Below are 15,482 nucleotides of genomic sequence, written 5' to 3' on the forward strand. Positions count from 1 at the left end.
GGCCACCGGGGCGGCACCCACGGCGGGACCCTGCGAGACGGCGGTGTCCGCCGAGGGTGCCGCCGGCCGGATGGCCTCGGCAATGCCTGGGAACTCGCACTCCTGCACCTCACCGAGGAACGTGCGTTTCGGCACCACCGCGGACCCGACGTCCACCAGGACGGCAGCACGGGCCGGGGCGATCCGCCACCGGTCCGCAAGCAACGCCACCGGAGACGAATACCCTTGCGCTTTCGCGAGACCGTCACCGCCACGCTCCTTCCCGGAACGCGCAGCGACCGTGCCCGCCCACGCCGCCTGGGCGGCATCGAGCGCGTGCTGGAGCGCACCGAGCTCCTCACCGACCCGGAGCAACCCCGGGTCGTCCATGGACTCAAGCTCCACCGCAACAAGACCACTCGATCCCGCAATCGCAGCACCAGCAGCCGCACCAGCACCAGCAGCCGAATGTCCGAGGGCGGGCCGGGCGCCGTCCCACACCGCGTGCAACCGAGAGAGGGCACCGTCCACCGCGGCCAGAGCGCCGGGCTCGGCCGAGCCGGTCGCGGTAGGTGGGGCGGTGAGGGTCATGGGAAGATCATCGCATCGACCACCGACACTGATACAGGTTTCGAATATGACGCTGATCTGGGATGTTTTCCCAACAAGTGTCGCCGAGATGAGGCGACCTGATCCGTCGGGTGTTGCCCTTCGACAGGCTCAGGGACCAGGGTGCGGCGCGCGGGAGGGGTTGCTCTTCGACAAGCTCAAGGACCCGAGGGCGGGATGCACGAGGTGGACCCCACGACGGACTCAGGGCATCGCGGGCCACAGCGGGGAGTTGCGCAGTCGTTCCAGGACGGGATATCAACCAGGGTGCACGCTCGTCTGAGCCGGTGGACCACGAACACACGCCGGACCACGGTCCCGGGTTGAGGACCGGAGTCGACCAACCCCAAACGGGAGCCGCCGACACCGAACGGGTCCGACTCTCCGGATCGACCTGATCGTTCCGCGCCTAGGGTGTCACCGGCCAGCCATACGCGACCGCCACTCAGCGCCGACTACTCAGCCCCGACTTCTCATCCCTGACTACTCCTCAGCGGGAATGTGAGCGACAGCCTCCACTTCGACGAGTGCGCCAGGGCGCCCAAGCGTGACGCTGAGCACACTGACGGCGGTTCGATGATCGCCCCAGATCGCTTGACTCGCTGCATAGGCTGCGTTCGGGTCGACTCCCGTCGCCAGATAGATCGTCAGCTTCGCAACGTACTCCGGACCAGTTCCTGCTTCGGCGAGCACGGCGAGGACATTGCGGAGCGCCTGTTCGGTCTGTGGTCCGAGACCGTCCGCCAGCATCCCATCTGCATCAGTCCCGTTCTGACCACCGACGTAGAGCGTGCGACCCGCCGGAAGAATCATCCCTTGAGCGAATGCCGGACTGTATTGCAGGTGCGATGGATCGACCGCCGTGAGCTTCGTGGGCATCGTCGTCTCCTCAGCTCGTCAGCTGCTCAGCTCGTCGCACGCGGGTTTCGGACCGGACCGACAACGGCCCCGATGACGCTCGCTCGATTCTGCCTGCAGTGCTCATGTACGGGTCCTCCCTCGGATTCCGGATGCACGACCTCGAACGCAGCCGCGGCGCGGCGTGCGGAACTGGGCGCCGGTGCGGCAGCACAAAGTTTCAGTGCTGCGATCGACCCTAACGCCGCGAGGACGATTCGGCGAGCGCTATCTCACGGAGGCCGTATCCAGAGCTCAGCCCTCCGGTGGATCCCGCTCGAAGCGTGAGTGCCAGGTCGCAATTCGGCGGGCGTGGAGGTACGCGATCATCACGCGAGAGCCAAGAGTGGAAGGCTACAGACGAGCGCCTCCACTTTCAATGTATACGGCAGGTGGGGGCTTGCCGCAAGACCCCGGTCGTGCCGCAGAATTGTCCGCCGGAGTCGAGCCGGCGAACTGCGAACGGGCGGTTCACAGAGCTCGACCGGAGTGGAGCCGCTGACATGACCTTGGACACACACGCATTCAACCTCCCCGACCGACTCGCGGCGAAGCGCGATCCACGGCTGATCGCCGCGGATGAGGAGCACTTCGCTGCCATCACAACGAGCATCGACACCACCATCAAGGACCTCGAACGCCGCCTCGAAACCGAGCTCCGAGCGCCCGGCGGCATCGGACAGGAAGCAATGGACCGCGACATCGAGGTGAGGAGGCTCTCGGGCCGCCTCCGGGCTTTCGGTCGGTACGGTCTGGACCTGTGCCTCGGACGAATGGTCGGCGAGCGCCCCATCGAACACACCGATGAGGCGCAACCCGTCTACATCGGACGTCTCGGCCTCACCGACGAAACAGGACGACGATTGCTCCTCGATTGGCGATCGCCAGCCGCTGAGCCGTTCTTCGGAGCGACCCACGGTAATCCGATGGGACTGAGGAGTCGACGTCGGTACCGCTGGACTCGCGGACGAGTGAGCGACTACTGGGACGAGGTCTTCACACCCGAAGGGCTCGAACAGGCCCTCGAATACAGCCGATCACAGAGCCGTGAGCACAGTGGGAGGCACAGCGGCGGTGACAGGGGCAGTGACAGCGGAGCCCCCAGCCTCGAATACGGTGTCGCACTCGACGACCAATCCGCGTTCATCGCGAGCCTCGGCAGGAGCCGTTCGTCACGGATGCGAGACGTCCTGAGCACGATCCAAGCGGACCAGGACGCCATCATCCGGGCAGGATCACGGGGTGCCCTCGTCGTCGACGGGGGACCGGGAACGGGCAAGACGGTCGTCGCCCTGCACCGATCCGCGTACCTGATCTACTCGGAACCGCGCCTCGCCCGCAGTCGAGGCGGAGTCCTGTTCGTCGGCCCGAGCGCCGGCTACCTCTCCTACGTCGCCGATGTCCTCCCCAGCCTGGGTGAGGAGGGGGTGCAGCTGGTCACGCTTCGCGATCTCGTCCCGGAGGGCCGCGGAGCCATCGTCGAACCGGATGCCACCGTGTCCGCTGTGAAAGCCATGATGGACGTCGAGCGGGTGATCGAGCGAGCCGTCGCGTTCCACGAGCAGCCACCCACACGTGTGCTCACTGTGTCGACGGAGTGGGCGGATGTCCAACTCGACGCCACGGACTGGGCGGAAGCGTTCTCTTCGATCGAACCGGGGACGGCACACAACGAAGCACGCGAACAGGTGTGGGAGGAACTGCTCGCAATCATCGCCGACCGGCACGACGAGGATGTTCCGCCGCATCTGCTCCGTCGAGCACTGCTGCAGAACGATGAACTCCGCACGGCGTTCACTCGCGCGTGGCCACTCCTCGATCCGGTGGGCGTCGTCGGCGACCTGTGGACCGTGCCCGAGTACCTGCGAGCGTGCGCCCCGATGATGGGTCGACCGGATATCGCAGCGGTGCAACGCGACGACGGACGACGCTGGACCGTGTCCGATCTCCCGTTCCTCGATGCCGCACGTCAACGCATCGGCGATCCAGCAGCGGTGAAGGACGCACGTCGACGCGAAGCCGCCGTCGCGGCTCGACAGGAGAGCATGTCCCGGGTCGTCGACGATCTCATTGCCGCAGATGACGACGGAGAAGGACTCGTGACGATGCTGCGCGTCGAGGATGCACAGCGCAGTCTCGTCGATGAAGCGGAACTGCCTGGACGGGATCCTGATCTCCTGGCCGGCCCGTTCGCGCACATCGTCGTCGACGAAGCGCAGGAACTGACCGATGCGGACTGGGGGATGCTCCTCAGGCGGTGTCCGTCGCGAAGCTTCACGATCGTGGGCGATCGAGCGCAGGCGCGACACGGGTTCACGGAGTCCTGGCAGGCCCGACTCGAACGGATCGGACTGTCCCGAGGGGATGTCGCGAGCCTGAGCATCAACTATCGCACCCCCGAGGAGGTGATGCGAGAGGCCGAACCGGTGATCCGCACCGTGATCCCCGATGCGAACGTACCGACATCCGTTCGCACGAGCGGCATACCCGTGCGCCACGGTGCACGGTCGGAACTCGAGACGGTACTGGAGGAGTGGCTCGCGACGAACAGCGACGGTGTCGCGTGTGTGATCGACCTGCGAACCGCTGCGGGTAGGACCGGTCAGACGGATCAGGCAGGTCAGACGGATGGGAACGGCATCCATGGGCGCCTCGATGACACGACCAGGATCAGCTTCCTCACACCGGAACTGTCGAAGGGACTCGAGTTCGACCTGGTTGTGCTCATCGACGCCGACGGGCACGATGACGCCGACCGCAGTAACGGCCTGAGCCCGACCATCGAGGCCGCCGTGGACCGCTACGTCGCGATGACCCGAGCGACGCAGCGGCTCGTCATCCTCAGCTAGGGCGCCTCGAGGTCACGGTCGTGGGGTCGCGATGCTCGGACCACAACGTCACTCATCGCGTGCGACGGCCCATCGGTCGAAACGGCTCGTTCCCGCGACTCCGCAACCTCGATCCGCAGTCCCTCGTCGGCGATCGCCGCGAGGACGTCGTCCACGGTGAACATCAGTTCCGCGAGGTGACCACGATGACGCTCGTCGACTTCGGAGACGTCGTGACCGACGATCAGGAGCGTGCCGCCAGGAGCCACTGCAGCTGCAAGCGCACGGAACAGGCTCGTGCGCGCAGGATCGGCCAGGTGCATGAACTGAGACGAGACGAGCTCGAACGAACGAGGGACGGGCGCCCATTCGGTGAGGTCATACTGTTCCCACGCGATGCGATCGGCAGAGGACGATGCGACGGCCTCAGCCCGAGCGCGGGCCTTGTCGAGGGCATTGGAGGAGATGTCGACTCCCGTGACGCGCCAGCCCGCCTCGGCGAGCCAGATCGCATCGCCGCCTTCACCGCTGCCGATATCGAGAGCACGGCCAGGAGGAAGAGCGGAAGCCTCCTCGACGAGCACGGGATTCGGATTGCCGCTCCAGGTGAGGCCAGGCGCCGCATACCGGTCTTCCCAATAGCTTCGGTCGAAGACGTCCTCGGTCGGTGCATCGGTCGGTGCATCGGCGGAATCAGACGAGTGCCCGGCTGCGCCGTGATCAGGGTTGGAATGCTGGTGCTGTGTCATGGTGGGTGACCTCCTCCGCCCATGATCGACCTGCAACCACGCCTGGACGAATTCGTTTGCCGAACTGGCAACGTCCGAATCGCGGGAGGCGGCTGCGATCGAGGCGAACGGCGCCGTGCAACCGACTCGGGCTCCGCGCCGTCGGTCCGCACTTTGGCCGACGCGCGAAACTGACGCCTCGCCGTAGTCTGAGGGCACGTTCCTGTTCGGGGTGAAGCGCCAGGTGCAAGCTGACGCTTCGCCTCCGGACGGGAACGCAGTCATGTGCGGCGGATGCGGCTGACACGGTCGAGTCAGGCCGGAGCACTCCATCCCGACTGCTCACTTCAACGGACCGAAGGTCGCGTCGATGTCGGCGAGCTCCATCTCGGCCGTCGCCTGGATGAGCGCGAGCAGATCCTTGTCGAGTCCGGGGGAGAACTCCTCGAACCGCTCACGCGCGATCGTCGACGGAACGCCCTCCGGGGCCTGCTCGGTGGCATCGAGCCGCGTTCCATCGTTCGACGGCGACATTCCCTGGAAGATCCGTCCCGCTTCGGATTGACCGGCGAGGTCGAACGAGTACTGCTTGCTCTGCAGCCCCTGGTCGAGCAACGCCTTGACCTCGGGGAACCGTTCCGCGTTCGTCTTCGGAATGGGCAGAGCCGTCTTCCAACTGACGCCGAGCGTCTCGAGCGCTTTCGCGTACGCGTTCTCATGCGCCTGGTCGCGCACGATCAGATAGGCGATGGTCGACCGAGCGGTCTTGTTCGCACTCATCTCGTAGAGGCGACACTTCTGCAGGCGACCGGTCGACTCGAGCATGAGGTTGTACAGGAGGTCGAGGACGAGGTTCCCGGAGTTGTACACCCAACTGCCGTTCCACGGGTTGCCGGTCGCATCCACCGGCATCGCACCTTGGGCCGCGACGAGGTAGTGATGCGTGTTGACGTCGGACAGGGCGATCGACAACGGAGTCGCTCCCGCCGCGCCCGGCTTGTCGACCGGGTCCGATTTCTTCCCCTGGTAGGCCGGAGAGCCGTCCAACAATCTCGAGATCGTCGTACCGATGAGTTCAACGTGACTGATCTCCTCCGTACCGATGCCCTGGATCAGGTCACGGTACGGCTTCCCTGCAGCGCCACGGAAGTTCATCGCTTGGAACAGGTACTGCATCATCGTGCGCATCTCACCGAACTGGCCGCCGAGGCCTTCCTGCAAGGCACCCGCCGCGGCAGGATCCGGCTCGTCTTCGGCGATGTCGTTGATGAACCGTTGCACGTGGAAATACATGGATGGGCCTTCCGACGGGGTCGGCGCCACCGGGATCGGCTGCGCTGACGATGGACGAGTACCCGCCGGACAGCGGGCGTCGTCCCCCAACGGTGCGCCCCCGAATCGAATTCACCTATCGCTGTCGTCCGAGGGCGGTGTGGCGTAGAGTCGTCGGTCGCGAACGGCGGTCGGCACTGTCGGAGGAGCAGTCAGCGAGGAGAGGATCGCGAGCTTCTCTGCGTCGATCGAGCCCGGATCCGCGTGATACACCGCGAGCACGATGTTCTCATTCCCGCCGACGACGAGCTTCTCCCGGTGCAGGTGCAGCTCACCGACGACGGGGTGGGCGAAGCGCATCGTCGCGCCACGTCGGGTTGCGACATCGTGTCTGGCCCACAACTGGCGGAAGCGCGGGCTCGCGATGGACAGCTCTCCGACGAGTTCGACGAAGCGCGGATCATCGGTGTCGGTTCCGACGGACTGGCGGAATCCCGCGATGAGCCCCTCGGTCGCACGCTCCCAGTCCGGGAACAAGGCGCGCTCCTCGGGGTCGAGGAAGACGTCTCGGAGGCGGTTCCCTCCGACGATGAGCCGAGGCGACAACGCGGCGGCGAGCGGGTTCGCGGCGAGCACGTCCAGGTATCGGCCTTCCGCGAACGCAGGCAGCGGGAGTGCAGCGATGAGCTGCGCGATGCCGGCTGGAACGGTCTCCTTGCGCGCTCGTTTCGTGCGCCGGGGCTTCTCTACGGCGAGCCCGAGGAGATAGGTCGTCGTGTCATCGTCGAGCTGGAGGACACGAGCGATCGATTCCAGCACTTGGACGGACGGATTGCGATCTCGTCCCTGTTCCAGCCGGAGGTAGTAGTCGGCACTGATGCCGGCGAGCATGGCGACCTCTTCCCGACGAAGGCCTGGCACACGCCGCACGCCGAGCACAGGAATGCCGACGTCCACGGGGGTGACGAGTTCGCGGCGAGCGCGGAGATAGTCGCCGAGCCGGCTCGGTGTGTCGCTCATGCGTCCACCATAAGCCTGGCGGCGGCGGACCATCCAGGGTCCTGTCACCCCCAGGATCCCTGCGGTCCTCTTCAGCCTTCCGGCCCGGCTCCTTCCGGTCCGGCTCCTTCGGGAACCGGACCGGAGAGCGAGACGACGACCGGGTCAGAACGGGGTGTCAGGCGTCAGTCGTCAGTCGGTGATCGTGACGACACCGCTGGGCGCGCCGAGGAGCTCGACTGTGCGTTCCGCAGCGCGATCGATCTGGATTCGCGGCTCGGCGGGGATCTGGTCGACGTTGTACGTTCCGGGCCCGTAGAACTGCCCGTAGCTGAGGACCACACCGCCCTCGGCGAGGACGGTCCGTTCGAGTTCAGCGACCGCATCGGCATCCGGCCCCGGACTCAGTTGCCAGGCGACCGTCTGCGTGAGGATCCTCGGCGAACCGCTCGCGCGAGCCGCATCGATGATGTTCCGGTTGCCCTCGGTGCGGATGCGAGCGTTGCTGCCTGCGAACTCCGGGATCTTCGCGACGTCGTCCGGGAGGTCCGTGAGCTCATTCACGACGACGTCCGGCGCGAATGCGGTGACCGCCGCGATCAGAGCGTCACGATCGTACACATCGACGACGATCGCTTCCGCACCCGCCTCGGTGAGCTGATCGACCTTGGCGGTGGACCTCGTCATCGCTCCGACGACATGGCCGGCTTCGACGAGCAGGGGGATCAGTCGCTGGCCGATGACGCCGGTTGCTCCTGCGAGGAAGATTCTGGACATGGGAGTACCTGCTTTCTGTGTGGGGTTCAGGGGGTGGAAGGGTGAGGTCTCAGAGGGGATGGGCTCTCAGGGGGCGAGGGCGACTGGAGTCCAGGTGCATCACGAGGAGCGTCGCAGTCGAGCACGAGCGATGAGACTCACGAGCACGAGCAGCATCGTGAGACCGGTGTAGCCGACGACGGCCGGCACGACTCCGATGGCGCCGACGAGCCGGCCCTCGATGATGATCGGAAGGCCGAAAGCGGTGTACGACACGACGTAGACGGCAGCGACGACACCGGCCCGCTGGTTGGGTCCGGCGAGCGGAACGAGCAGTCGGAGGGCAGCCGTGAATGAAGCACCGAACGCGACACCGGCGACCGCTTGACCGACGATCATGACCACGATGCTCCCGAGGAGGACACCGGCGATGATCCCCGCAGCACCGATGAGGGCTGCAGTGATTCCGATGGTCATGGCTCGTCGGGAATCGACGCGAGCGAACGACAGGCCGATGGCAGCCGAGACCGCAGGGGCGATGAAGCCTGCGACGCCGTTCAGGAGGCCGCTGTCCAGGTGGAACACACTGTGCACGAGGCTCGGAGCGATCCCGCCGGAGAGCCCGGCGAGCATCCACACCGCGGCGACGACAGGCGCGACCGCCGCGAACTCCTTCCCGGCGGCGATGGGGATCGCGACGTTCGGGATCATCGAGCGGATGGCACCAGGTGTCCGGTCCACGGTCTCGGGTGAGGCGAACACCACCAGACCACCGACGACGGTGAGCAGGATGAGGGTCACGAAGACGATCGTGCTCGCCGCCGGTGTGAGCTGAATGGCGAGTCCGGCAAGTAGTGAGCCGATCGCAAGGCCGCCGGTCAGGCTCACGCTGCCGAGAATGGCTGCCAGACGTTTCCGATCTGGCGGCGCGAGCTCCACCATCGCCGCCGTGAACGCTGCGGTGGCTGCGCCGCTCGCGACGCCCTGAACAATACGACCGACGAGGACCCAGCCGACGTCCGGCGCCACGAGGAAGACGACGTTCGAACCGAGCTGCACGACGAGCGCAGCGATGAGGACGGGTCGACGACCGATGTGATCGGAGAGGGAACCGAGGGTGAGCGCTGCGACCAGGAAGCCGAGGGCGTAGGCGGCGAACGCGAGTGTGAGCATCGACGGAGGGAAGTCCCATTCCTGCCGGTACACGACGAGGAGTGGCGTGAGTGCTCCGGCGCCGAGGTAGAGACTCGCGAAAGCGAGAGCAGTGCCCGCCAACGCCCATCCAGCACGCAGGGTCCGCCGCGGCGTCTTCCGACCACCCGGCACTCGCGGGGCGGCGCCGCCGAGGACGGGCGAGAGATTCGAACGCACGGGAACTCCTGAAGCTGGGAGGGATGAGACCCGACGCAGCGCACCTGATGGCCGACCGGTCGATCACAGTCAGTCCCTGACGGGCTGACAGTTCCGACTGTACGGACAGAGTGGTTTGGGAGTATGGTCCACTTCCATGGAGAATCCTCGGACCACTTCAGGAGCGTCGGGATCTGCAGAGCCGGCCGCGACTGCCGCAACGCCTTCCGGTCCGGAGCGGGGCATCCCGATCCGTGGCACCGGCGTCGACCTGCACCTCGAACGCACCGGGCCTCGGCTTCGTGCAGGTCTGACCGATGCGCTCCGCGAGGCCGTTCGATCCGGACGCCTCGCTCCGGGCACGCGGATGCCAGCGTCGCGCACCCTCGCCGTCGATCTCGGCATCGCACGCAGCACGGTGACCGAGTGCTACACCGAGCTCGTGGCAGAGGGGTGGCTCATCGCACAGCAGGGCTCCGGAACCCGGGTCGCCGATCTGGGGAGGCCTGGCACCGTCACCGTCCCGCCCGAGACTCGCTCCACACGCGCAACGGGCGCGCTCGTGCCGGGCGCAACGGACTTCGCCGCGTTCCCTCGACTCGAGTGGCTGGCTGCCGCACGTCGAGCGCTCGCGGCCGCACCGTACAGCGCGTTCGGGTACAACGATCCGCTCGGCAGCCCCGAGCTGCGGGGCGCCCTCGCGGAGTATCTGGGGAGGGTCCGAGGCGTCCGTGCGGATCCGTCTCGCATCGTCATCACCGGTGGCTTCCATCACGGCCTCGGCTTGATCGCGCGGGCACTCGCAGAACGAGGAGCAACCGCCGTCGGTGTGGAGGCGTATGGGCTCGGTCTGTACCGGAACGTCCTGCGGGACGCCGGACTCGCTCTCCCTCCCGTGGCGCTCGACGCGGAAGGCGCTCGGACCGATCTGTTGCCAGATCTCGACGTCGATGCCGCCCTCCTCACCCCTGCGCACCAGTTCCCGACCGGATTCGCATTGTCGCCCGAACGACGTGCGGCGGCTCTCGATTGGGCACGCGCATCTGGCGGACTCATCCTCGAGGACGATTACGACGGGGAGTTCCGGTACGACCGCAGACCCGTGGGCGCTCTGCAAGGACTCGATGCCGATCGCGTCGTCTACTTCGGGACGGCGAGCAAGTCGATCGCTCCAGCACTCCGCGTCGCATGGATGGTCGTCCCGGAGCACCTCATGACCGGGGTCGCCGCGGCCAAGGGCGCGGTCGAGGTCGTGAGCGTCCTCGATCAGCTCACGCTCGCCGAGTTCATCCGTTCTGGCGCATTCGATCGTCATGTCCGTTCCCGACGTCAGGCGTATCGCAAGCGCCGCGAGCACCTCATCGACGCACTCGCAGATGCTGCGCCGAACATCCGCGTGACCGGCATGGCGGCCGGACTGCAAGCCGTGCTCCAGCTCCCGGACGGCACGGAGCGGCTCGTCGTCGAAGATGCGGCCGCGCACGGCCTGGTCGTGAGTGCGATGGGGGAGTTCCGCCACGAAGGACTCGACCCTGACGTCAGCGCTCACGACGCCCTCGTCGTCAACTTCTCCGCAATTCCGGACAGTGCTTGGGACCGAGCCGTCGGAACTCTCTGCAGCGTGGTGGCGAACGCACGAGTACGCTCGCACCATGGCTGACATCATTGCCGCGATCGGCGACGCCGACGCACCGATCGCGCTCCAGACGGCACCGGGCTCTTCGGCGTACACGATGCATCGAGATGGGGACGTCCTGGTCTGCCAGGTCGGCTCCACCAAGCTCACGTATCAGGTGCGGGCGGTCCCGGATCTGCACGCCTGGTTGCTCGAACAGGGGGACTGGGTCCCGCTCGGCGGCGCCGACGAGAACAACGCGGCACCGGAGGGATCCGTCGAGTCGTGGGGTCGCGACGAAGCGAACCCCGTCGGCGGCTGGTACGGACTGCGGAAGGGATACCGTGGCCGGTTCGGCGTCTACCTGCCACCACTGCTCGAGCACCTCGGCCTCGTCGAGCTCGAGCACAACCCGCGGAACAACCGGGTGCGGGCCGTCGCAGCTGCCGTTCCGGCTCCCGCGGCCTGATCGCCTCGACCGATCCCGCAACCGGACCGAGCCCGATTCGGTCGCACTCCCAGCGCTGCTGTTAGGGTGCGTTCATGCCCTGGGGACGGATCTACTTCGCCGTGCAGGCGGTGGCTGGCGCAGCCTGGTGGTTGGGCGTCTTCACGGTGCCGTTCGTCCGTGTACTCACGCTCGGAGGCCTTGATCCCGTCGTCGTGGCGATCCTCGACATCCCCTTGTTCGTCGTGGCCTCGGCACTCGCCGCGTTCGGGCTCCGGGGCGCTGCGGTCCTCGCAACGGCCTGGACGATGCTCGTCGCCGTCGCGCTCGCTGCGTACGCGACGCTCTCAGGAGCAGCGGGCTGGGGTGTCCTGATCATGGCGGCAGCGGCAGCCGGCTCCTCCGTTGCGGTGAGTCTCATGCTGTTCGGCCGCGTCCAGACGAGCTGGATCGCGTCGGGTCCCTTCGCCTTCCGCACCGCTGACGCACATGCCTCGACGGCGGCGCACATCGGCCGGACGGCAGCGCAGATCCTGCTCTTCTGGGGACTGTTCCTCGGGGTGATCCCGCTCGCGATCACGTTCTTCGAACACCGATGGGGAGTCGCGATCAGCCTGCCGGGAGTCGTCTCGACGTGGGCTGGGCTCACCCTGTTCATCCTCGCGAGCGTCGTCGGACTGTGGTCGGCGCTCGCGATGTCGACGCGAGGCGGCGGAACCCCGCTGCCCTCCGCGACGGCGAACCGCCTGGTGATCGCCGGTCCGTACCGTTTCGTGCGCAATCCGATGGCCGTCGCCGGGATCGCGCAGGGCGTCGCCGTGGGACTGCTGCTCTCCTCCTGGCTCGTCGTCGTGTACGCGATCATCGGGTCGATCGTCTGGAACGTCGCGATCCGCCCCCTCGAAGAGGCCGATCTCGAAGCGCGGTTCGGGGCCGAGTTCCGTCGCTATCGGGCAGAGGTCCGCTGCTGGGTGCCGAGATCACTTCGGCCGGCGAGCACGCCGTCGACCTGCGCTTCGACGGCCGCACGGAGGTCATAGGCGGACGAGAGCGCAGCCCAGTCGTCGAACAGCTCGCGCACCGTCGGCACTTCGGGCAGCTCGTCGCTCGTCAGTCGTTCGTGCCAGAGGCCGTCTCCGGCATCGCGAATGGGGGCGCTCGCTTGGAAGAGCAGCTCCGAGGAGACGAGCCACCAGACCGAACGCCACAGCGACACCGCCTCCAGTCTGCTCGACCCGGCCTCCAGAGCGGCGGACAGGAACCGGTCCGTGAGCGCGAGCGCTGGAAGACCGATGTGGGTCGCAGTGCGCAGGATGGGCAGGATCCAGGGGATCTCGGCGAGGCGATCCGCCATGTCCATCGCGATGTCGATCATCCGCTCGCGCGGCACGCCCGTGGGCACGGACCACTCGATCGATGCCGCGACGTCGGCCAGGACGAGGGAGAGCAGCTCCGACTTGCTCGGAACGTAGTGGTAGAGCGTCATGGGCTTCGAGTCGAGCTCGTTCGCGAGCCGTCTCATGCTCAGCGCGTCTGCGCCGTCGGACTCCAGGAGCCGCCGAGCCGCCTCGATGATCGTCGGACGGTCGATCTTCTGTCGTTCGGCCATGGGTCTCGCCTTCGCTCTCACGGGTTGCGGGTCTGCAGGACACGATACTAGAGTTCGTACGCGTACGATTCGTACATGTACGAAACTCATGCGGCAGGCCCCGGCCCATGACCGCAACCACCATCGAAAGGTCCTCGTGACGCCCTCTCCCTCAGCCCTGTCCAGACCCGTCGCCCTGCTCGCGACGGTCTTCATCACCCAATTCCTCGTCGCGCTCGACGTCGCGCTCCTGAACGTCGCACTACCCGCGATCGCCGCGGACCTCGGATTCGGTCCCGCCGAACTCCACTGGGTGGTGAACGCCTACCTCCTGACGTTCGCCGGCTGCATGCTCCTCGGCGGCAGACTCGGCGACCTCTGGGGGAGACGACGGGCGCTCGTCATCGGCCTGTCCGGGTTCTTCCTGTTCAGCGTCCTCGGGGCGATCGCCTGGGCACCGGGAATCCTGGTCGTGGCACGAGCCGGTCAGGGGCTCGCGGGTGCACTCATCGCTCCAGCGTCCCTCGCGCTCGTCACAGCGTCATTCGCGGAGGGGCCGATGCGCAGCCGAGCCCTGGCCATCTGGGGCGCTGCCGGTGCGAGCGGCGGCGCGGTCGGTGTCGCGCTGAGCGGCATCCTCACGCAGACGCTCGGCTGGCGGGCCGTCCTCGCCGTCAACCTGCCCATCGTCGCAATCGCGCTCGTGACAACCGCGCTCGGCGTCGAGGCACAGCGGCGATCGTCGCAGCGGGGGCGCCTTGATGTGGCGGGCGCGGTCCTCGTCACGACGGGCATCGGCGCCCTCGTCTTCGCGGTCACAGCCGGAGCCGAGACGACCGTGGCGATGCTCAGCGGCATTCTCGGCTCTGCGGCAGCCGCGCTGCTCCTCGCGGCGTTCATCGTCGTCGAGGCGCGTTCCTCACATCCGCTCATGCCACTCCGACTCTTCCGCATGAGGAGTCTCGTGGGCGCGAACGTCTTCGGCTTCCTCCTCTCCGCCGGTCAACTCGCGGCGTTCTACTTCTGCTCCCTCTTCATCCAGCAGGTGTGGGGCTACGAACCCGCCATCGCGGGCCTCCTCTTCCTGCCGTTCTGTGCGTTCGTTGTCGTCGGCATCGTGCTCGCCCAACGGCTGAACGCAGTGGTCGGAGCGCGCGTGACGTTGCTCGTCCACGGCCTCGTCGGAGCGCTCGGGCTCGCCTGGTTCTCCCTCATGCCGGACGAGGCCGCCATCTGGCAGGGCGTCATCGGTCCGTCAGCACTCGCGGCCGTCGGCATCGGTGGATGCATGGTGATCCTCGGGAGCGCAGCGACGTCGGGCGTGGCGGAACGAGACGCGGGCGTCGCGTCCGGCGTGCTCAACAGCTCACGGCAGTTGGGCGGAACGATCGGGCTCGCCGTCCTCGTCGCCATCGCCACACGGGTCACGGCGGCTGCGGCCGGCCAGGGCGCCGTCGGAGCTGACGGTGCGCTGGCAGTCACGGCGATGGCCGACGGCTACCGCGCCGCCCTCGCTGCAGGAGCGGCGCTCCTCGCCATCGGTGCGGTCCTCGCGTTCGTGATCATCCCTCGCCCCGCCACCGATGCCATCGACGCACTTCCCGCCCTCCGACCGAACGGCGACGTCGAACCGGCATAGCGCGCGAGGCGGGCGATCCGTCCCGATGGATTCCGGTTCAGTGGCTCGCTAGGCTGTCCGCCACCGGCACGATCGGGAACCCACTCAGCGCAGGGAGCGTCACCATGGCAGTCACGGGCATCGGCGGCATCTTCTTTCGGAGCAAGGACCCGGTCGCTCGCGCGGGCTGGTACCGGGAGCATCTCGGCGTCGAGGCCGGTCAGGACGGTCTCTGGCAGCAGGAGGCCGGCACGACGGTCTTCGCACCGATCCCCGCCGACAGCGAGTACTTCGCGGCGGACCAGTCCTTCATGCTGAACCTGCGCGTCACCGGGATCGCCGAGCTTGCCGAGCGTCTTGCATCGGCGGGCATCGCGGTCGAACGACGAGACGAGTGGACGGACACCGAGTACGGCACGTTCGTCCGCGTCCACGATCCGGAAGGACTGCCGATCGAACTGTGGCAGCCGCCCGCCTGAGCATTCAGGGGCGACCGCTGTGCCGAGGGGCGATCGGCTTCTCCTCCTTCGGCGTGCGCATGCCACTCGGCTGGTCGGGGCTCTCGCGGAGGAGTGATCGTCGTCGTGATCGGGGCGCTGTACCGGTTCGTTCTGCTGCGCCTGCGACGACGACGAAGCGACGGCACCGACGAAGAGGTGTGCGTCTCGCTGGTCGCGGCGCTGCCGACGTGCTTGTATGCAGGTATGACTCGCGCAGGCATCGACATGGGGCACAGCATCAGTATCAGCATCGACAGCAGCGCGCGTCTCGACGACCCACGCTTCGAGCTGTGAC

At 67.1% G+C, this 15,482-nt stretch carries 15 protein-coding genes; 7 read left to right on the forward strand and 8 right to left on the reverse strand.

The features are described from left to right. Both ACQ3HB_RS06765 and ACQ3HB_RS06770 read right to left on the reverse strand, forming a co-directional pair. Positions 1-570, reverse strand: a 570-nt coding sequence (locus ACQ3HB_RS06765) for a hypothetical protein (protein ID WP_430918935.1), incomplete at its 3' end; no start/stop codon positions are given. 501 nt (positions 571-1,071) lie between these two features. Further along, positions 1,072-1,467, reverse strand: coding sequence for a RidA family protein (locus ACQ3HB_RS06770; RefSeq protein ID WP_430918936.1), 396 nt, complete (start codon positions 1,465-1,467; stop codon positions 1,072-1,074). A 521-nt stretch (positions 1,468-1,988) separates the two neighbouring features. Here ACQ3HB_RS06770 and helR point away from each other — a divergent pair. Further along, complete coding sequence (helR, locus tag ACQ3HB_RS06775; RefSeq protein WP_430918937.1) at positions 1,989-4,334, forward strand: RNA polymerase recycling motor ATPase HelR; 2,346 nt, start codon at positions 1,989-1,991, stop codon at positions 4,332-4,334. On the opposite strand, the gene ACQ3HB_RS06780 is transcribed toward helR, so the two are convergent. The 5 genes from ACQ3HB_RS06780 to ACQ3HB_RS06800 all read right to left on the reverse strand — a co-directional run bounded on the left by ACQ3HB_RS06780 (position 4,331) and on the right by ACQ3HB_RS06800 (position 9,439). Beyond that, positions 4,331-5,062: a class I SAM-dependent methyltransferase gene (locus tag ACQ3HB_RS06780; RefSeq protein WP_430918940.1), complete on the reverse strand. Its 732-nt coding sequence runs from the start codon at positions 5,060-5,062 to the stop codon at positions 4,331-4,333. The two genes, helR and ACQ3HB_RS06780, sit on opposite strands and share 4 nt — an antisense overlap. A 321-nt stretch (positions 5,063-5,383) precedes the next feature. Continuing rightward, positions 5,384-6,334 (reverse strand): manganese catalase family protein, encoded by a 951-nt coding sequence (locus ACQ3HB_RS06785; RefSeq protein WP_430918942.1) that lies wholly within the window; start codon positions 6,332-6,334, stop codon positions 5,384-5,386. Positions 6,335-6,445: 111 nt separating this feature from the next. Then, complete coding sequence (locus ACQ3HB_RS06790; RefSeq protein WP_430918944.1) at positions 6,446-7,333, reverse strand: helix-turn-helix domain-containing protein; 888 nt, start codon at positions 7,331-7,333, stop codon at positions 6,446-6,448. Between the two features lie 171 nt (positions 7,334-7,504). Then, positions 7,505-8,089, reverse strand: coding sequence for an SDR family oxidoreductase (locus tag ACQ3HB_RS06795; protein WP_430918946.1), 585 nt, complete (start codon positions 8,087-8,089; stop codon positions 7,505-7,507). Positions 8,090-8,188: 99 nt separating this feature from the next. Further along, positions 8,189-9,439 carry an MFS transporter gene (locus ACQ3HB_RS06800; protein WP_430918948.1) on the reverse strand — a complete coding sequence of 417 codons (1,251 nt, stop codon included), beginning with the start codon at positions 9,437-9,439 and terminating at the stop codon, positions 8,189-8,191. Positions 9,440-9,575: 136 nt separating this feature from the next. Between ACQ3HB_RS06800 and pdxR the strand changes: the two genes are divergently transcribed. From pdxR to ACQ3HB_RS06815, 3 genes are all read left to right on the forward strand, one after another. After that, complete coding sequence (gene pdxR / locus ACQ3HB_RS06805) at positions 9,576-11,078, forward strand: MocR-like pyridoxine biosynthesis transcription factor PdxR (protein WP_430918950.1); 1,503 nt, start codon at positions 9,576-9,578, stop codon at positions 11,076-11,078. Then, positions 11,071-11,502, forward strand: a complete 432-nt coding sequence (locus ACQ3HB_RS06810) for a DUF6855 family protein (RefSeq protein WP_430918952.1) — start codon at positions 11,071-11,073, stop codon at positions 11,500-11,502. The genes pdxR and ACQ3HB_RS06810 overlap by 8 nt, the downstream gene beginning before the upstream one ends. A gap of 74 nt (positions 11,503-11,576) precedes the next feature. Then, positions 11,577-12,521: a methyltransferase family protein gene (locus ACQ3HB_RS06815; protein WP_430918954.1), complete on the forward strand. Its 945-nt coding sequence runs from the start codon at positions 11,577-11,579 to the stop codon at positions 12,519-12,521. Here the strand turns inward: ACQ3HB_RS06815 and ACQ3HB_RS06820 are convergent. Next, positions 12,428-13,090 (reverse strand): TetR/AcrR family transcriptional regulator, encoded by a 663-nt coding sequence (locus tag ACQ3HB_RS06820; RefSeq protein ID WP_430918955.1) that lies wholly within the window; start codon positions 13,088-13,090, stop codon positions 12,428-12,430. The two genes, ACQ3HB_RS06815 and ACQ3HB_RS06820, sit on opposite strands and share 94 nt — an antisense overlap. A gap of 136 nt (positions 13,091-13,226) precedes the next feature. On the opposite strand from ACQ3HB_RS06820, the gene ACQ3HB_RS06825 reads away from it, so the two are divergent. From ACQ3HB_RS06825 to ACQ3HB_RS06835, 3 genes are all read left to right on the forward strand, one after another. Then, positions 13,227-14,708: an MFS transporter gene (locus ACQ3HB_RS06825; protein WP_430918956.1), complete on the forward strand. Its 1,482-nt coding sequence runs from the start codon at positions 13,227-13,229 to the stop codon at positions 14,706-14,708. A gap of 104 nt (positions 14,709-14,812) precedes the next feature. Next, positions 14,813-15,166 carry a VOC family protein gene (locus ACQ3HB_RS06830; RefSeq protein WP_430918958.1) on the forward strand — a complete coding sequence of 118 codons (354 nt, stop codon included), beginning with the start codon at positions 14,813-14,815 and terminating at the stop codon, positions 15,164-15,166. A gap of 93 nt (positions 15,167-15,259) precedes the next feature. Continuing rightward, positions 15,260-15,481, forward strand: a complete 222-nt coding sequence (locus ACQ3HB_RS06835) for a hypothetical protein (RefSeq protein ID WP_430918959.1) — start codon at positions 15,260-15,262, stop codon at positions 15,479-15,481. Position 15,482 lies beyond the last annotated feature (1 nt).

The sequence above is a fragment of the Plantibacter lichenum genome (genome assembly GCF_050587525.1).
Taxonomy (GTDB): domain Bacteria; phylum Actinomycetota; class Actinomycetes; order Actinomycetales; family Microbacteriaceae; genus Plantibacter.